Annotated in this window: 14 protein-coding genes; 7 read left to right on the top strand and 7 right to left on the bottom strand. The window is 67.9% G+C overall.

Going from position 1 to position 18,034, the window contains the following annotated elements; all coding sequences use genetic code 11:
* Positions 1 to 103: 103 nt before the first annotated feature.
* The 3 genes from OOB33_RS23640 (at position 104) to OOB33_RS23650 (ending at position 4,093) form a co-directional block, all read left to right on the top strand.
* Positions 104 to 1,690, top strand: coding sequence for a methyl-accepting chemotaxis protein (locus OOB33_RS23640; protein ID WP_271010427.1), 1,587 nt, complete (start codon positions 104 to 106; stop codon positions 1,688 to 1,690).
* 400 nt (positions 1,691 to 2,090) lie between these two features.
* The gene (locus OOB33_RS23645; RefSeq protein WP_165794409.1) at positions 2,091 to 3,644 is read left to right on the top strand and encodes a methyl-accepting chemotaxis protein; all 1,554 of its coding nucleotides are present in this window, start codon (positions 2,091 to 2,093) and stop codon (positions 3,642 to 3,644) included.
* 95 nt (positions 3,645 to 3,739) lie between these two features.
* Positions 3,740 to 4,093 carry a TonB family protein gene (locus OOB33_RS23650; protein WP_102766110.1) on the top strand — a complete coding sequence of 118 codons (354 nt, stop codon included), beginning with the start codon at positions 3,740 to 3,742 and terminating at the stop codon, positions 4,091 to 4,093.
* A 210-nt stretch (positions 4,094 to 4,303) separates the two neighbouring features.
* Here the strand turns inward: OOB33_RS23650 and OOB33_RS23655 are convergent, their stop codons facing one another.
* Positions 4,304 to 5,923 (bottom strand): amidase, encoded by a 1,620-nt coding sequence (locus OOB33_RS23655; RefSeq protein ID WP_271010428.1) that lies wholly within the window; start codon positions 5,921 to 5,923, stop codon positions 4,304 to 4,306.
* A gap of 266 nt (positions 5,924 to 6,189) precedes the next feature.
* Here OOB33_RS23655 and OOB33_RS23660 point away from each other — a divergent pair, with 266 nt between their 5' ends.
* Positions 6,190 to 6,702, top strand: a complete 513-nt coding sequence (locus tag OOB33_RS23660) for a hypothetical protein (protein ID WP_102766108.1) — start codon at positions 6,190 to 6,192, stop codon at positions 6,700 to 6,702.
* A 36-nt stretch (positions 6,703 to 6,738) separates the two neighbouring features.
* On the opposite strand, the gene OOB33_RS23665 is transcribed toward OOB33_RS23660, so the two are convergent.
* Together OOB33_RS23665 and OOB33_RS23670 are read right to left on the bottom strand one after the other, a co-directional pair.
* Positions 6,739 to 7,161, bottom strand: coding sequence for a cold shock domain-containing protein (locus OOB33_RS23665; protein ID WP_102766107.1), 423 nt, complete (start codon positions 7,159 to 7,161; stop codon positions 6,739 to 6,741).
* Positions 7,162 to 7,351: 190 nt separating this feature from the next.
* On the bottom strand, positions 7,352 to 7,597 hold the full coding sequence (locus OOB33_RS23670) for a hypothetical protein (protein ID WP_133155053.1): 246 nt from the start codon (positions 7,595 to 7,597) through the stop codon (positions 7,352 to 7,354).
* Between the two features lie 478 nt (positions 7,598 to 8,075).
* Here OOB33_RS23670 and OOB33_RS23675 point away from each other — a divergent pair, with 478 nt between their 5' ends.
* Entirely contained in the window at positions 8,076 to 11,165 is a 3,090-nt protein-coding gene (locus OOB33_RS23675; protein ID WP_271010429.1) for a TonB-dependent receptor, read from the top strand.
* Between the two features lie 183 nt (positions 11,166 to 11,348).
* Here the strand turns inward: OOB33_RS23675 and OOB33_RS23680 are convergent, their stop codons facing one another.
* The 4 genes from OOB33_RS23680 to OOB33_RS23695 all read right to left on the bottom strand — a co-directional run bounded on the left by OOB33_RS23680 (position 11,349) and on the right by OOB33_RS23695 (position 14,915).
* On the bottom strand, positions 11,349 to 12,308 hold the full coding sequence (locus OOB33_RS23680) for a branched-chain amino acid ABC transporter permease (protein WP_271010430.1): 960 nt from the start codon (positions 12,306 to 12,308) through the stop codon (positions 11,349 to 11,351).
* Positions 12,309 to 12,406: 98 nt separating this feature from the next.
* Positions 12,407 to 12,829: a DoxX family protein gene (locus OOB33_RS23685; RefSeq protein ID WP_271010431.1), complete on the bottom strand. Its 423-nt coding sequence runs from the start codon at positions 12,827 to 12,829 to the stop codon at positions 12,407 to 12,409.
* A 111-nt stretch (positions 12,830 to 12,940) separates the two neighbouring features.
* Entirely contained in the window at positions 12,941 to 13,738 is a 798-nt protein-coding gene (locus OOB33_RS23690; protein ID WP_271010432.1) for a LytR/AlgR family response regulator transcription factor, read from the bottom strand.
* Positions 13,716 to 14,915, bottom strand: coding sequence for a sensor histidine kinase (locus tag OOB33_RS23695; RefSeq protein WP_271010433.1), 1,200 nt, complete (start codon positions 14,913 to 14,915; stop codon positions 13,716 to 13,718). The genes OOB33_RS23690 and OOB33_RS23695 overlap by 23 nt, the downstream gene beginning before the upstream one ends.
* A gap of 383 nt (positions 14,916 to 15,298) precedes the next feature.
* Between OOB33_RS23695 and OOB33_RS23700 the strand changes: the two genes are divergently transcribed.
* Both OOB33_RS23700 and OOB33_RS23705 read left to right on the top strand, forming a co-directional pair.
* Positions 15,299 to 15,772, top strand: coding sequence for a (2Fe-2S)-binding protein (locus tag OOB33_RS23700; protein WP_171827724.1), 474 nt, complete (start codon positions 15,299 to 15,301; stop codon positions 15,770 to 15,772).
* A 1-nt stretch (position 15,773) separates the two neighbouring features.
* Positions 15,774 to 17,960 carry a xanthine dehydrogenase family protein molybdopterin-binding subunit gene (locus OOB33_RS23705; RefSeq protein WP_271010434.1) on the top strand — a complete coding sequence of 729 codons (2,187 nt, stop codon included), beginning with the start codon at positions 15,774 to 15,776 and terminating at the stop codon, positions 17,958 to 17,960.
* Positions 17,961 to 18,034: the final 74 nt, after the last annotated feature.

Consider the following 18,034-nt stretch of genomic DNA (forward strand, 5'->3'; position numbering starts at 1 on the left):
AGACTGCGCGGCGTTTCCAGGCATCAAGCCGATGCCTGCTGCCCGTCTTGGAGTTGTGATGCCGCATCCCCGGCCCCCGGTTCGATCCTCGCGATCGGCCTTTTTGTCCCGCCTGCCCGCCCTGAAGTTCTGGGCCGGCCTGTCGATTGCCCACAGCCTGGCCCTGTCCTTCGGCCTGCTGGTAATGGCCCTGGCCGGCCTGGGCGCCCTGTCCATCCTGCGCCAGCAGGAGATCGATGCCAAAGCCCAGGCCATCAGCGCCGTGCACCTGCAAGGCGTGGCCGACAGCCTGCGTCTGGCCGAGCTGGCCACGCGCCGGCACTCCCTCGACTACCTGATGGCCATGAGCGAGCGCGAACGCCTGCCCGAAGTGGAGGCGCAGCTGCAAGCCGTGGATGCCGAGCTGGAACAGCTGCGCAGCCGCTACGCCGCACAGAAGCAAGACCTGACCCCCGAGCACCCGGAGCGCCGCATCCTGGCCGATGCTGAGCAGGCCTTGCGCCACTACGGCAGCTTGCGCCAGGGCGTGCAGGCCTTTGCCAAGATGGGCGCCAGCGGCGCGGCCATCGACCTGATCAGCAGCGAAGGCGCGCGCCGTTTTGCCGATGCGCGCAGCCTGCTGCTGCAGCTAACCGATCTCAACCTGCAGGCAGCGCGGTCCGAGGCCGCCCAGGCCCATGCCACCTACCAGCAAAGCCGGCGCCAGATGCTGGGGCTGATTGCCGCCCTGGTGCTCACGGCCACCCTGCTCGGCTGGCGGGTCACGCGTGCAATCACCCGGCCCTTGCGCGATGTGGTGCAGCTGGCCAGCGATGTGGCGGCGGGCAATCTGAGCCGCAGCACGCCGGCCGGCGCCGAGGCGCACAACACCGAGCTGGGCCGCATGAACCGCGCCCTGGCCACCATGACCCTGCGCCTGCGCGACATGGTCGAAGCCGTGCGCCAGGGCGTGGAGACGGTCAGCATCACCTCGACCCAGATCTCCAGCGGCAACCAGGACCTGTCGCGCCGCACCGAAAGCTCGGCCGAGCGCCTGCACGCCACCACCTTGCGCATGAGCGCCATGGCCGCCAGCCTGCGCCAGAGCCAGGGCAGCGCGGCCACCGCCGCACGCATGAGCGCCGCCGCCGCCGCCCAGGCCGAGGCCGGCGGCAGCGCCGTGCAGCAGATGGTGCAGGACATGGGCGAGATCCGCGCCACCGCCCACCAGATCGGCGAGATCACCGGCGTGATCGACGGCATCGCCCGCCAGACCAACATCCTGGCCCTCAACGCCGCCATCGAAGCCGCACGCGCCGGTGCCCAGGGCAAGGGCTTTGCCGTCGTGGCCGCCGAGGTGCGCCAGCTGGCCCAGCGCAGCAGCCAGGCCGCGCAGGAGATCAAGCAGCTGATTGCCGCCTCGGTGGACAAGGCCGAAGCCGGCGCGGCGCGCGCAGCCGGCGCCGGCACGCAGATGGCCGCCATCGTCGCCGGCGTGTTCGAGGTGCGCGATCTCATGCACAGCATGCAGACCGCCGCGCAGGAACAAAGCCAGCATGTCGACCAGGTCGAACAGGCCATGCAGGCCCTGGAGCAGATGACCGAGCAGAACGCCGCCCTGGTCGAGCAGTCCACCGCCGCCTCCGCGGCCCTGCACCACCAGGCCCACGGACTGGCCGCCAATATGCGGCAGTTCCGCACCGCCGCCTGAATTCGGCGTCAGGGCACGGCGCTCAGCCACGGGCTTGACCGCCCGGCTGTCGCTTCCGTGCCGACGACAAGCCCCTGATCCAGGGGCTGGGGCGCAGATGCGCGGCGAGCCCGCGCAATTCTTCACGGCCCCCTGTCGCCGCGCTGTGCCGAGAGGCAGCCGCGGCGGCAGACTGGCGTCCGCAGTTTCCGTGCGGATCGCCTTTTTGGACCGGCCCCTCCGGCCCCGACCCGCCACTGCGACATATGTCACAAGCCGGTCAGGAATCGATGAAATCCCGCATCAAGAACTTCAGCGCTGGCGCCGAAAGCTTCCCAGGCGCGGCAAAGCGCCCGATGGCAGTCCACGAGGCCGGCCTGGCCGCCACAACAACCAGTTCTTGAAGACGAGGGATTCATCCATGAACTTTCTGACCCAGCTGCGCATCAGCCAGCGCCTGGCCGTGAGTTACGGTCTGTTGATCCTGCTGCTCATCGCCATCGGCAGCTACGGCGCCCGTACCGCCAGCCATCTGGCCAAGGACCTGGACCTGACAGCCAACTCCAGCCTGGTCAAGATCGCCTCGGCGAACGCCCTGGAAGAACAAGTCAATGTGATCGCCCGCGCCTCGCGCGATCTGCTGCTGCTCGACGAAGCGCGCCAGATCAAGAAGCAAAAGGCCGCCATCGAAGCCGCCCTGGCCGAGAGCGACAAGCAGATCGAGGCCGTCGAGGCCGCCCTCGATGGCGACAAGGAAAAGCAGCTGGTGGCCCAGGTGCGCGAGCGCAAGACCGCCTTCGTGGCGGCCGTGGCCAAGTTCCAGAAGATCCAGAAGGACGGCAGCCCGGACGAGGCCCGCGAGAGCCTGATCACCGATGTGCGCCCGGCCCAGCAGGCCTACCAAGATGGCTTGAAGGGCCTGGTCGAGCTGCAGTTCGAGAGTGCGCGTGATCTGGCCGTCAGCGGCGGCGAAATGGCCCGCAACGCGGTGCTGCTGACCGGTGTGCTGGTGGCGGTGGCCGTGGTCATCGGCGTCGGCGGCGGCCTGGTGATTGCCCGCTCCATCGTGCTGCCGGCCCGCCGCGCCCAGGAAGCCGCCGAAGCCATCAGCTCGGGCGACCTGACCCTGCACATCCAGGCCGAAGGCCATGACGAACTGAGCCAGATGCTGCGCGCCATGAAGGACATGCAGGCGGCGCTGACCGGCGTGGTCAGCAGCGTCAGCGATGCCGCCGGCGAAGTGGCCCAGAACTCCTCGGACATCGCCGACAGCAATGTCAATCTGTCCGATCGCACCGCCCGCTCGGCGGCCAGCCTGCAAAACACCGCCGCCTCGGTGGAACAGATCGCCGCCAATCTGAACGGCGCCAGCGACCTGACCCGCCGCGCCGCCGGCATCGCCACCAAGGCGCGCCAATCGGCCTCGGCCGGCGGTGCGGTGGTGGCCAAGGTGGTGGACACCATGGAAGAGATCAGCGCCAGCTCGCGCAAGATCGGCGACATCATCGGCGTGATCGACGGCATCGCCTTCCAGACCAACATCCTGGCCCTGAACGCGGCCGTGGAAGCGGCGCGTGCCGGCGAACATGGCCGCGGCTTCGCGGTGGTGGCTTCGGAAGTGCGCGCCCTGGCCTCGCGCTCGGCCTCGGCGGCCAAGGAGATCAAGGTGCTGATCCAGGAATCGTCCGTCAAGGTCGAGAACGGCACCGCCCTGGTCAACAACGCCGGCGTCACCATCCGCAGCGTGGTCGACGAGGTCAACAATATGGGCCAGCTGATCGAAGAGATCTCGCACTCGGCCCAGGAACAGGCCGCCGGTGTGGGCGTGGTCAACAACGCCATGAACGAGCTGGACCGCACCACCCAGCAGAACACCACCCTGGTCGACGAACTGGGCCGCTCGACCGATGCGCTCAAGTCCAGCTCCTCGCGCCTGCTCGATGCCGTGGGCTTCTTCCGCGCCGTGCCGGCTTGATTGATCAGTGGACAGGCCAAGCGCCGCACGCACCTCCCCGTCTTCTCTTTTTCACCCCCTTCTTTTCTCTTTCCTTCCTGCAGTCCAAGACCACCATGATGACGAACCTGAACCGCACCTCCTCTTCTTCCATCCTGCGCGCTGCCACCCTGTTCTGCGGCGCCCTGGCCCTGGCCTTCAGCGCCCAGGCTGCAGCCCCGAAGATCATCAAGAAGGTGCCGCCCGAGTTCCCGCGTGAAGCCGAAAAGCAATCCATCACCCGCGGCACCGTGACCGCCAAGATGGCCATCGACGGCGACGGCAAGGTCACCGGCGTGGACATCCTGGAAGCGCAACCGCGCAAGGTCTTCGACCGTTCGGTCACCAACGCCCTGATGGACTGGCGCTTCGAAGCCAGCGGCGAAAAGCAGCACCACGAAGTCAAACTGGTCTTCAGCAACGAGGACTGATTGCGGACAGAGCCCCCTGCCTGCGCAGGGGGCTCTGCCTCAATCAGGCCTGAGCGCATGCTTGCGCGAAGGCTGATTGCGGACTGGTCCCGCTGCATACACAGCAGCGCGTGCATCATTCAGGCCTCAGCGCATGCTTGCGCGACGGCCAAGCAGCCGAAAAGAAGCCCGGTCACGCCGGGCTTTTCTTTTGGGCCACTGCGGCCGTGCTTAGACCTTGCTCAAGAACTTCGGCGCCGCCCGCTTGAGGCTGGCCTGCTCGTAGGCGTAACCGTAGGCCAGGATCTTGGCCTCTTGCCAGGCCAGGCCGCCGAAGGAAATGCCGGCGGGCAGCTCGGACACCAGGCCCATGGGCACGGTCAGGTGCGGGTAGCCGGCCACGGCGAAGGGCGAGATGAAGCCGCCGCCGCTGAAATGATCGCCCAACAGGGGGTCGGTCAGCCAGGCCAGGCCGCCGGTGGGCGCGACCACGGCGTCGAGCTGGTGTTCGGCGAACAAGGCGTCCAGGCCTTCCTTGCGGGCATAGCGCTGGCAGGTTTCAAGCGCCTGACGGTAGGCTTCAGCCTCCAGGCCCTGTGTGGCTTGCGCGGCCTCCAAGGTCTCCTGATCGAAGAACGGCATCACGGTCTTGGCATGGGCCTTGTTCCACTCGATCAGACCGGCCAGATCCTTGGCCGGCGCATCAGCTTGGTAGCTGGCCAGGTACTCAGCCAAGCCCACCTTGAGCTCGTGGAGCAGGACGGCGAACTCGCTCTCGCCGTACTTCTCTTGGTGCGGGATCTTGAGGTCCTGATCCACCAGCACCGCGCCCTGGGCCTTGAGCACGGCCAGCGCCTCTTCAAACAAGACATTGACCTGCGGCTGCAAGGATTGGGCGCTGCGCAGCACGCCGATGCGGGCGCCGCGCAGCGCATCCTTGCGCAGGCCGGCGAGGTAGTCGACCGGCTTGGGCGCGGCGGCAGTGGCGCGGTCTTCGGCATCGGGCGCGGCCAGCACCTGCAGCAGGGCGGCGGCATCGCGCACATGGCGGGTCATGGGGCCGGCCGTGTCCTGGCTGGCCGAGATAGGGATGATGCCGCTGCGGCTGACCAGGCCCACGGTCGGCTTGAGGCCGACGATGCCGCAGATGCTGGCGGGTGAGGTGATGGAGCCATCGGTCTCGGTGCCCACGGCCAGGGCGCACAAGCCGGCCGCTACGGCCACGGCCGAACCGGAGCTGGAGCCGCTGGGGTTGCGCGCCAGCACATGGGGGTGGCGGGTCTGGCCGCCGCGGCTGCTCCAGCCGCTGGTCGAGCGGCTCGAACGGATATTGGCCCACTCGCTGAGGTTGGTCTTGCCCAGGATCAGAGCGCCGGCCGCGCGCAGGCGGGTGACCAGAAACGCATCGCGGCTGGCATGCAGGCCGGCCAGCATCAGGGAGCCGGCCGTGGTGCTCATGGCATCGGCGGTGGCGATGTTGTCCTTGATCAGCACCGGCACACCGTGCAGCGGGCCACGCGGGCCGCGGCGCTTGTCGCGGCGCTCGCGGTCCAGGGCCTGGGCTTCGGCCAGGGCATGGGGGTTGAGCTCGATCACCGAGCGCAGCTGCGGGCCCTGGCGATCAAGCGTGTTGATGCGGCGCAGGTAGTGGCGGGTCAGGCTTTCGCAGCTGAGCTGGCCGCCGGCCAGGCCTTGCTGGATGGCCTGCAGATCCAGGGCGTCAAAGCGCGCCGAGGGCATGGGGGCCACCGGCAGCTGGCTGGCGGCGCCGGCCTGGGCCAGGCCCGCGCCCAGGGTCAGGGAGCCGGCGACAAAACCGCGGCGGTTGAGGAAATTGGCGGGAGCGTTCATGGCGTCTTGTCCGAATCGAAGGGCGAGGATTCACGGCGGGCTGGCTTGTTCCAGGACTGCGCGACAAGACAGGAGCGGGCATTGTGCCGAGACCGCCCCCGCTTGCGCCCTAGGGCATGCCCGGGCCGGGGCGTCGCAGTGGCGTCATAAAAATCCGGCGGATCAGGTCGGCTGCACTCAAGTTCGGCCCAAGGCGGCCGAAAGCCGATGAATCCCGCCGCCGTCTGCCGCGCTCCCTCGGCCTGTCGCCCAGGCCTTTTGTCGTCATGGCTGAAGTTCCCGCCCCGACCCTGCCCGAGCTCGAAGCTGCGCTTGCCCAGATGGTGCAAGAGCGTTACCCCCACGCGGAGAGCGACGACGAAGCCGAGCTGCAAGCCATGGCGGCGCGCGACTGCGAGTACCTGCTGACCCGCATCCGCATCCTCGAGGCCGAGCTGATCCAGGCCAATGACGAGGTGCAGTGGATTGCCCCGGGCCATCGCAGCTCGCCGGCCCAGGCACTCAAGCGCATCAAGGCCTTGTGCACGCGCTTCCCGGATCTCTTCAGCGCCATGCTGGTGGTGGCGGTCACGCACCCGGCCGTGGCCAAGGAGATGCTGGCGCCGGCCATCAAACAGTTCCGCCGCGACACCGACACCCTCAGCGTCGAGGATATGAGCGGCTTGCTGGTGGCGCTGAACAACGGTGCGCAGCAGGCCTTCGAAGCGGTGCTGCGCACGCGCAAGAACGCCGAACGCAAGGGCGGCGGTGGCGGCGCCATGGCCTGGGTCCGGGACTGACACGATGCCCCCCCGCCGGCTGAGCAGACGCCGGAATCAGTGGCCCCAGGCCAGGGCCAGCTTGTGCAGCACCTGCGCCGGCGTGTTGGCCCGGCTCATGTCCAGCCAGACCACGGTTCCAAGCGCCAGCAGCAAGGCAGCGCACACCGAGGCCCAGCGCAGGCGGCGCTGCAGCTGGCGGCGCTGATGGTAGGCCGCGCCCTGCAACGGGACCTTGGGCGCGGGTACTGGAACGGCCGCGTCCGGGCGGCGCTTGGAGCGCTGCACTCGCACGGCCTGCTTGCGGCCGTCGCGACCGATCACCAGCTCAAAGCTCAGCACCTCGCCCAGCAAGGGCTGTTCACCATCGGGCGGGAACGCGGAAATGTGGACAAACAACTCCTCGCCGCCCTCCAGCGGCGCGATGCTGCCGTAGCCGCGCAAGGCAGCCCAGGCAGTCAAACGGCCTTCAAATCTCATGATGCACCCCAATCGACTCCGGGGAGAGCGCGGACCCTGACCGACTCTCCGGGCTGAGGCCGCGGTCACGAACCATCGGGCCTCAGTTCTTGTTCTTGTGGATCTGTATGGGGCGGATGCTGCGCTTGTTGGCCGCGCAAGGCTGCAACAAGGGGTAAGGCGCTGTAAACAGTGCCAAGTTCCTCACGGTTCAGCGCTGCTGGGAGCGTGCGCGCAGAGCCTGGGCTGTGGTTTGCATGCCCTCGACCCGTTCACGCAGCAGCTCAAGCCCCTGTTGCTGCTGCGGGCAGGGTCGGCGCGCGCTCAAGAGCTTTTCCTGGCGCGCCAGGCGCTGCCGCAGAAGGCGCTCCTTCTCGCGCACCAAGGCGCGCTCGCGCTCCAGCTCACTGGCGCTGAGTCGATTCCAAGCGGGGCGTTTTCCGGGTGTGTTGGCCATGGCGAAGGTCTCCTGACTCGATCGTTGAGCGGACTGTGGCGAGGGCAGGCACGCGCCTCAAGCCGGATGTGACCGAGCCGGCCAGGCCGGGGACGAAACCGGGGTTTTCGAGCGCGAATTTGGGCGATGCCCGCCTTGCCGTCCGCACTGTGAACGCAGAGGCCCGCCAGTTCCAGCCTACTGGGACCAAGCCGGGTGGTGGCGGGAGCAAGGCCTCGCCACCGGTCGAAGTTCGGGGATTGGCCCCAGCCCGGCGGGGTTTGTTCCCTTTTGCAACGGCGGCCCGCCCGTGGTGGCAGCAGGTCGGCACTTGATCCCAGGACTTCGGCCCTGGATGCCCCGATTTTTAGAGTCGCGGCACCGCCCTGCCCCTGGCCGCAAAGCCGGTCGGACATGGAACGGTGGAGGCGATCTCCAAACGATCGCCTCCGGCAGCAAGCACTCCAACCCACTTCCAAACTACTCGGGGGAATGAACCATGGTCAAGAAAACCCATCTGGCTCGCGCGCTGGCCCTGGCCTTCGGCAGCACGGTGCTGATGCTCAGCGTGCCCACGCCGGCACAGGCACAGTCCAACACCGCCGGCTCCATCTACGGCACGGTCAGCGCTGCACCGGGCACCCTGATCCAGCTCGAGAACAAGGCCACGGGCGTCAAGCGCAGCGTGCCCGGTGATGCCAACGGCCGCTTCAACTTCGCCTCGGTGCCACCGGGCAGCTACCGGCTGCAGCTGCTGCGTGATGGCAAGGTGATCGAAACCCGGGATGACATCGAGCTCTCGGCCAGCCAGAACCAGGAGATCAGCTTCACCAGCGCCGGCAACACCCTGGAGGCGGTGCTGGTGACCGGCACGCGCAAGGTCATCGACGTGACCAAGACCAGCAGCAGCACCAGCTTCTCTGCCGAGAAGCTGGCCGCCTTGCCGGTGGCCAAGAACGTCACCGCCGTCGTGCTGCTGGCCCCCAACACCACGGCGGCCGACAGCCGCTACTCGGGCGGCTCCAGCTTCGCCGGCGGTGCGGCTTCGGAGAACGCCTCCTACATCAACGGCTTCCCGGTCACCAACCCCCTCACCCAGCTGGGCGCGAGCGAGCTGCCTTTCGGTGCCATCCAAGAACTGCAGGTGCTGACCGGCGGCATGGGCGCCGAGTTCGGCCGCTCGGTGGGCGGCGTGGTCAACATCATCACCAAGAGCGGCAGCAACCGCTGGGAAGGCGGCGTGATGTTCAGCACCGAGCCGGCCGGGCTGCGCGGCAAGAGCGTGAACCTGGACTACCCGATGACCGGCGCGGCGGTGAATGCCGCGACCGACGGCAAGCTGCGCCGCTTCCGCGCCGATGACCGCCTGAGCAAGACCGAAGTGGGCGCCTATGTCGGTGGCCCGCTGATCAAGGACAAGCTCTTCCTCTTCATCGCGGCCCAGCAGAACGACAACAAGTTCAGCCGCGTGCGCTTGAACAATCTGTCGACCGACAACGCCTCGGTGCTCAAGTGGGGCTGGACGGAGGACAAGGACCGCAGCCAGCGCCTGTTTTCCAAGCTGGACTGGAACCTCAGCGACGAACACCGTCTGGAGCTGAGCGCCATCCGCGACAACTCCACCCGCGACAGCAGCTACTCGGGCTATGACTACAGCACCCTCAGCCGCGTGGCCGGCGCGCCCATCACCCTGAACTACAAGAACATCGCCGGTGAGACCCCCGATGGCGGCGACGTCAACATCCTGAAGTACACCGGCTACCTCACGCCGGATCTGACCGTGACGGCCCTGGTCGGCGAAAGCCGCGTCAAGCACAGCAACGGCATCGCCGGCGCCGACATCTATGACCCGTCCAAGGCCCTGTTCGGCGTGCAGTTCCCGGCTGGCACCCAGGCACCCGGGCTGAACTACTTCAACCCCAACCCGCTGGTGGGCTCCTTGATGAGCGGCAAGGACGCACGAGACACCATCAAGAGCAAGCGCATCGACATCGAGTACCAGCTGGGCCGCCATTCCCTGCGCGCCGGCATCGACGACAACAAGCTGGCCTCCACAGCCGCGGGTGACTTCACCGCCGGCGGCGGCACCTGGGCATTCCGCAAGGCCTCGAACCCCAGCGCCGTGCGCCTGGCCGGCAAGACCTTCGACCTGCTGACCGGCGGCCCGGCGCCGACCGCGCTGCAAAAGCAGGGCTTCTATGTCTTGCGAACCCTGTTCAACGACCTGACCGACGCTTACTCGGACCAATCTGCGCTGTATCTGGAAGACCGCTGGCAGGTCAACAAACAGCTGCTGCTGACGGCCGGCATCCGCAAGGAGGACTACAACAACCGCAATCACTTCAACGAGAAGTTCATCGACCAGAAGAACCAGATCGCGCCGCGCCTGGCCGCCGCCTTTGACGTGAACGGCGACGGCTCGCTCAAGCTCTTCGCTTCGGCCGGCCGCTATTTCATCCAGATCCCGACCCACCTCGCCGTGCGTGGCGCCAGCCCTTCCACCGGCACCAGCCAGATCTTCGGCTACACCGGCATCGACCCGACGACCGGTGCACCGACCGGCCTGAACCAGGTCTCCGAGCCCCGCTCGGCCAATAACGAGCTGGGTCAGCGCAAGGACGTGCGCCAGATCACCGCCACGAATCTGAAGCCGACCTACCAGGACGAGATCGTCCTCGGTTTTGAGAAGGCGCTGCAGAAGGACCTGGCCTTCGGTGCCCGCCTGACCTACCGCAAGCTGCGCTCGACCATCGACGACTACTGCGACCAGACGCCGATCGACGCCTGGGCCGTGGCCAATGGTGTGGACAACTCGCACTACCCCGGCTTCAACTGCGCCTCGGTCAACCCGGGCGAGAAGGTTGATCTGGATGTGGACTTCGCTGGCGACGGCAAGAAATACCACCGCGTGAGCCTGACGCCGGAAGAGATGGGCCTGCCCAAGGCCAAGCGCAGCTATGTGGCCCTGGACCTGTTCCTGGAGCACGCGCTGCGCAATGGCTGGTACGGCAAGGTCAACTACACCTGGTCGCGCAACTACGGCAACACCGAGGGGCAGACCCTGTCGGATGTGGCGCAGACCGATGTGTCGGCCACCCAGACCTGGGACAACGGCGACGTGATGATTGGCGCCTACGGCCCCCTGGCCAACCACCGCACCCACCAGCTCAAGGCCTACGGCTTCTATCAGCTCAACGACGAGTGGACCATCGGCGGCGCCGCGATCTTGTCTTCAGGCCGCCCCATCAGCTGCCTGAACAATTTCACAACCGCCCCGGGGCAGGGCGCGGGCTCACCGTCGTACCGCTTCCACTACTGCGAGGGCCAGATCTCGCCACGCGGCGCCCTCGGCAATCTGCCCATGGAACAGCGCCTGGATCTGAACCTCAGCTACCAGCCGCGCGCGCTCAAAGGACTGGGCCTGAAAGTCGATGTGTTCAATGTGCTGAACCGGCAGCAAGCCATCACCGTGCGCGAAGACCGCAATGTGCCCAACTCGGTGGCCGTGGACGCAGTGGCCAACGGCACCCTCGCCACCGCCGCCGCGCGCGCCGTCAAGCTCACCGTCTCCTACGACGTGAAGTTCTAAGTACGTGCCGAGAGAAGGCCTTGAGGCCTTCTCGACGACGTACTTAGGCCAAGCTGCTTGCAAGCAGCTTGGCTGAGACAGAACCGAGGACAGGCCCTGCGGCCTGTCCGACGCCTGTCGAAGGACTGGGCGCCTACCAGCGCCCAGGCTGAGACAGCCTCGATGAAGGCAGAAATGCCTTCCTCACCCCTTCCCCGGCCACAAGCCCCTGGGCCGCCACAACATCACCCCCACCATCACCACGGCCACCAGCAGCTGGCGCAGGATGGGCGCATCGAGGCGGCCATCGCTCCAGGCCTGAAGCGGCCCGGTCAGGTAGCGCAAGGCCTCGGGCAAGACCGACAGCAGCAGCGCACCCAGCACCACGCCCGGCACATGACCCGAGCCGCCCAGCACCACCATGGCCACGATCAGCACCGACTCCTGCAGGCTGAAGGACTCGGGCGAAACATAGCCCTGAAATCCGGCGAACAGGCAGCCAGCCACACCACCAAAACTGGCACCCACGGCGAAGGCCATGAGCTTGAGCCGGGGGGTGTTCAAACCCATGGCCTGGGCCGCCATCTCATCCTCGCGCAAGGCCTTCCAGGCCCGGCCCAGGCGCGAATCTTCCAGACGCAGACTGATCAAGACCGCCAGCAGTACCAAAGCCAGGAACAGATAGGCATGCAAGGTCACCGGGGCCAGCCGCAGCCCCGCGAACAAATCCAGGGGCTGGCCGAAACTCAATCCGGCGATGTGCGGATCGTCGATCTGGCTGATGCCGCGCGCGCCGTTGGTCAGATTGACCGGGTGGCCGAGGTTGTTGAGCAAAAGCCGGATGAGTTCGCCAAACGCCAAGGTCACCACGGCCAGATAGTCGCCACGCAGGCGCAAGGTGGGCGCACCCAGCAGGCAGCCCAAGCCCGCAGCCAAGATGGCGCCCGCCGGCAGCAGCAGCCACCAGGGCGCGTGCATGCCGGCCGGAAAACAAGCCCTCACCCAGGCGAAATGCTCGAACAGATGGGGCGAGGCGGCGAGCGCCACCACATAGGCGCCGATGGCATAGAAGGCTACAAATCCCAGGTCCAGCAGGCCGGCGAAGCCGACCACCACATTGAGCCCCAAGGCCAGCAGCACATAGAGCAAGCCCTGCCCGAACATGCGAACGGGTGCCTGCCCCAGGTGCTGCAGAAGCAGAGGCAGAAGCAGAAGGCCGAGCGCCAGGGCCCAGCGAGGCAGCGGCAGCGGCACGTTCAGCCTCAGCGAGCGCGCCAGACCCGCTCCCGGTCCGCCGCCGCCAGCACCAGCAGGCCCAGCAGCAGACAGACGCTGTACTCCGCGCCACCCGAGCCATGCTCGCCGACAAACCAGCCGCGGTGCATATGGATCAAGGCGATGCCACCGAGGGCGATCACGGCCAGGGCGGCGGCAGCCCAGCGGACGGCGATCCCCAAGATCAGGCAGCTGCCAGCGATGATCTCGGTGGCCGTGATCAGCCAGACCCAGAGCAGGGGTTCAGGCAGGAAGCTGAACTGGGAAAGATAAGTCGCGAAGCGCGGAATCGTGCCGTTGAAGATGCGCGTCACGGCATGGGCCATGAACAAGGCCGGGATGCCCAGGCGCAGGACCCACAGGGCCTGGCGCAAGCTGGGCACGGGAAGCAGGGGAAGCTGAACAGACATGGCGGATCGGCGAGGCCGGCAGCCGGCCTCGCGCCGGAGTGCGAAGAAGCGCCACGTTAGGTCGCACAGCCGCGTGCGGCAAGAGGGTCTGCCCGCATGCCCGGCCCCGTGTCAATCGAAGTGCGCCCGCACCTCCTTGACGAAACGCTCGCTGACCGGCACCTGCACCCCGCTGCGCAAGCTCAGGGCATAGGTGCTGTCACCGGTGACCGCCAGGCTGGCAAAGGCCTTGGGGCGCACCAGGGCCGTGCGATGAACGCGCAGAAACTGCCCCTGCGGCAGGCGCGCCTCGAGGGCCGACAGGGTCGAGCGATGCAGCACCATGCGCCCGGGCACACCCGCCGAGGGCGACTGCAGATGCAGCTCCACATAATTCCCCGCGGCCGCGATCCACTCGATCTCGGCCACGGCGATGCGCTCGACCAGGCCCACCGAGCGTACCGTCAGGAAAGGCAGCTCGGGCAGGCCGGTGCCGGCCGCCCGGCTGTGCTGCTCGCGCACAAAGGCCTGCAAGGCCTCGGCCTGCAAAGCCGCGCCCTGCTTGAGGCCCAGCATCTGCTCCGCCCGGCCCAACATGGCCGCGAAGCGCTGGTCGTCGAATGGCTTGAGCAGGTAGTCCAGCGCGAACACATCGAAGGCGCTCAGCGCATGCTCGTCGTAGGCAGTGACAAACACCACCAGAGGCGCCCCCGGCTGCTGCGCCAGCTCGGCCGCAAAGGCCAGGCCGTTCTGCCGCGGCATCTGGATGTCCAGCAGCAGCAGATCGACCTCGCGCTGGGCCAGAGTCACACGCGCCTCGGCGGCGCTGGCACAAGCACCCACACAGCGCCAGTCCGGGTGTTCGGCCAGGGCCAGCTGCAAATTGCTGCGCGCCAGCGCCTCGTCATCAACGATCAGTGCGTTCCACATCTTCACTCGCATCGCGCCAGGGCAGGCTCATCTCCAACACAAACCGCTCGCCCGTGCCGTCGGCTTCAGCGTCGGCATCGGCCTCAATCCGCGTGTGCAACTGCGCCGCCGGCCCGTACAGCATGGCCAGGCGCTCGCGTGTGGCACTCAAGCCCAGGCCATGACCGGCGCTCGGCGTGCTGGCTTCGCCGCACGCGTTCTCGATGCGCAGATGCCAGCGCTCACCCTGGCGATGCAAGGCGATGTGCACCCGGCCTGCGCCGCCGCTGGCCTCCAGACCGTGGCGGATGGCGTTCTCGACCAGAGGCTGCAAAAGCAAGGGCGGGCAGGCGAGCAGATCCCAGCCCGCGGCCTCATCGAGCTGCCAGCTCAAGCGCAGGCCGGCACCAAAGCGAAGGCTTTGCAAGGCCAGGTAGTCGCGCACAAAATCTAGCTCATCCTGCACCGTCACCCAATCCAGGCGGCTGACGCGCAGCGCATAACGCAACAATTCGCTGACCCGACTCAGCGCCGACAAGGCCTGGCCGCGCTCACCGGCACGCACCAGCGATGACACACCGTTCAAGGTGTTGAACAAAAAATGGGGCTCCAGCTGACCTTGCAGCAGGGTCAGGCGCAGACGCAGGTTGTCGCTCTGGGCGAGTGCCCAGTCGCGCTCTCGCCGACGGCTGCGCTGCCAGGCGCTAAGGCCGACCACGGCCGCAAACGTGCCCGTGACCACCATGAACTCAAACCACCAGAGCACCCCCTCCTGACGCCCCAGATTGGCCAGGAGTCGGCCCCAGGGGCGATCCAGCCGCCACATCACCACCACCACCTTAGCCGTGATGGCCAGCGGCACCATCACACCGACGCAAAGCAGGTAGAGGCCGGCCAGTTGGCGGGGCTGGCTCCAGCGCTGGGGCCAGCGCTCGATGCACAGATGCAGCAGCCAGGTGTAGAGCGCCATCAGGCCCAAGGCGCCGAGCGAATCCAGCAGGCCCTGCCAAGGAGATCCGCCGCCCGCACCACGGCGGGCGGCATCCGCATACAGCGTGGCCCCCATCAGCAAGCCCACCCCCGACCAGGCCAGCAAGGCCCAGATCAGCGAGCGCACGCCCTTGGCCGCGGGGCTGCGCGCAGCCGCTTCGGCCTCAGCCTGTGGCGGGATCAGCGGGAGCGGCAGGGGAGCTGACATCGATGGAGTCCGGGCGCGACGAGGGTCGTGTGAGGGCAGGCGGCCGCGAGGCAGGAAGGAGGGAGGGAGGGAGGGAGGGAGGGAGGGAGCGAAGCGAGCTTGGACGAAACAGCCTCAGGCCAAACAGCAGGTCGGAAGATCGCAGATCGGGCTACTGTAGAGGATGGCCGCAGCCACACCGGCGGGCTTGGTGGCAGCGGCCCGGGGTTTCGTCCCAGGGCGGACATGCAGCGCCCCGGCGAAAACACCAGGCCCTGCAGAAACAGCCCAGTCTGTGTAAGCTGCGTGCGGCGCGGTGCAGCGCTCGGCAACCGCCGACCGCCTGCATTCGCCCCCCGACCCTCGCCCCATTTTTGCCATCCTCCCCACCCCAGGAGACGCCCATGAGCATCCCGCTGACCGTGAACGGCCAGGCCACCTCACTCGACGCCGACCCAGACATGCCCCTGCTGTGGGCGCTGCGCGAGGACTTGCGCCTGACCGGCACCAAGTTCGGCTGCGGCATGGCCCTGTGTGGCGCCTGCACCGTGCACCTGGACGGCCAGCCGGTGCGCGCCTGCTCGACCCCGCTGTCGGCCGCGGCCGGCAAGAAGATCACCACCATCGAAGGGGTCGGTGCCAGCAAGACCGGGCGGGCGGTGCAGGCTTCCTGGGTCAAGCTCGATGTGCCGCAATGCGGCTATTGCCAGAGCGGCCAGATCATGAGCGCCTGCGCCCTGCTGGCCGCCAAGAAAAAGCCCAACGATGCCGACATCGATCAGGCCATGAGCGGCAATATCTGCCGCTGCGGCACCTACAACCAGATCCGGGCCGCCATCCATGACGCCTCGGCCACGCTGAGCCAGAAGGGAGCCTGAGATGGACGCACGCCACCCCAGCTCGCTGAGCCCCACGCTGAACCGCCGCCAGCTGCTGCAAGCCGGCGCCGGCAGCGCCGCCGCTCTCAGCATCGGCTTCGCCCTGCCGCTGAGCCCGCGCCAGGCGCAGGCCCAGGCCAGCAACACCTTTGCTCCCCATGCCTGGCTGCGGCTGACGCCGGACAACCGCGTCACCGTGCTATGCGGCAGCTCGGAAATGGGCCAGGGCGTGCTTACCGCCATCCCCATGCTGCTGGCCGAAGAGCTCGATGCCGATTGGCGCCTGGTCGGCGTCGAGCAGGCGCCGGCCGATGGCCGCTACAACAACCCCATGTTCGGCATGCAGGCCACCGGCGGCAGCACGACCGTGCGCGCGCACTGGACCCCGCTGCGCCAGGCCGGCGCCGCCGCACGCGAGATGCTGGTGGCCGCCGCCGCGGCCCAGTGGCAGCTGCCTGCCGCCCAGCTGCGCACCGAGCGCGGCCATGTGCTGGGCCCGGCCGGGCAGAAAGTGGCCTACGGCGCCCTGGTCGCCGCCGCCTCTCAGCAAGCCGTGCCCAGCGCCCCCAAGCTCAAGGCCTCGGCCGACTTCAAGATTTTGGGCCGCCCCACCCGCCGCCTCGACACCCCGGCCAAGACCAATGGCACGGCCCGCTACGGCATCGACGCCCAGGTCGAGGGCATGGTGATCGCCGTGCTGTCGCGCGCGCCCTTCGAGGGCGCCAAACCCAGGCGCATGGACGAGGCCGCAGCGCGCGCCGTCAAGGGCGTGGTGCAGGTCATCACCCTGCCTTTTGGCGTGGCCGTGCTGGCCCAGGGCTACTGGTCTGCCCAGCAAGGCCGCCAGGCCCTCAAGCTGGAATGGGATCTGAGTGCCAAGCCCGAGCAGGCGGCGCTGTCTGCATCCCAGGTCAGCGCCCTGCTACAGCAAGGCGCAGAGCAGGCCTCGGCCGTGGCCGTGGACCAGGGCAATCTCAAGGACGCCTCCGCCCAGGCGGCCAAGACCTTGAGCGCGCGCTACGAGGTGCCCTACCTGGCCCATGCCTGCATGGAGCCGCTCAACTGCCTGGCCTGGGTGCAGGCCGACCGGGCCGAGGTCTGGACCGGCACCCAAGGCTCCGGGCCGACACAAATGGTGGTGGCCCAGGTGGCCGGCGTGCCGCAGGCCAATGTCAAGGTCAACACCAGCTTGCTGGGCGGCGGCTTCGGCCGGCGCTTTGCCCATGATGTGACCATTGCCGCGACCCTGTTGTCCAAGATCAGCGGCCGGCCGGTCAAGCTGATCTACGACCGCGCCGACGACATGGCCGCCGGCTTCTACCGCCCTGCCTCGGTGGTGCAGTTCGAAGGCGCGCTGGACGCCCAGGGTCGGCCCACCATGCTGCGTGCCGATGTGGGTTCGCCCTCCATCATGGCGGCCTCGGGCTTCATGAAGATCCCCGAGAGCGGCGTCGACTCCATGGCCGTGGAGGGTCTGGCCGACCAGCCCTACGACATCGCCAATCTGCGCATCGCCTACGGCCGCGCCGAGCCCGGCCCGCAGGTCTGGTTCTGGCGCTCGGTGGGGCACTCGCAGAACGCCTTCTTCCTGGAGAGCTTCATCGACGAGATGGCCCACGCGGCCGGCGCCGACCCGCTGCAGTTCCGCCTGGCCGCGCTGAGCAAGCAGCCGCGTCTGCAAGCCGTGTTGCGCCTGGCCGCGGCCAAGGCCGGCTGGGGCAAGAAGCCGGCCAAGGGCGTGTACCGGGGCATTGCGGCGGCCGAGAGCTTTGGCAGCTTTGTCGCCGAGGTGGCGGAGGTCTCGGTGGGCAAGGACGGTGTGCCCAAGGTGCACCGCGTGGTGGCCGCGGTGGACTGCGGCCAGACGGTCAACCCGCTGACCATCCAGCACCAGGTCGAGAGCGCCATCTGCTACGGCCTCTCGGCGGCGCTCTACGGCAAGATCACGCACAAGGATGGCCGGGTCGAGCAGAGCAACTTCCACGACTACCCGGTGCTGCGCCTGAGCGAGATGCCCAAGATCGAGGTGCATCTGGTGGCCAGCCAGGAAGCGCCCGGCGGCATCGGCGAGCCCGGCACGCCGCCGCTGGCACCGGCGGTGGCCAATGCCATCTTCGCCGCCACCGGCGTGCGCCTGCGCCAGCTGCCGATCGACCCGGCGCTGCTGGTCGTCAAGAAGACGGGCTGAGGCCGCGCCGCAGATCGCACATCAGGTTCTGGCCCAGAGCCTGATCCTCGCGATCAAGCCCAAGCAGCACCAAC

The organism is Paucibacter sp. B51 (assembly GCF_027863535.1).
Lineage (GTDB): Bacteria > Pseudomonadota > Gammaproteobacteria > Burkholderiales > Burkholderiaceae_C > Paucibacter_A > Paucibacter_A aquatilis.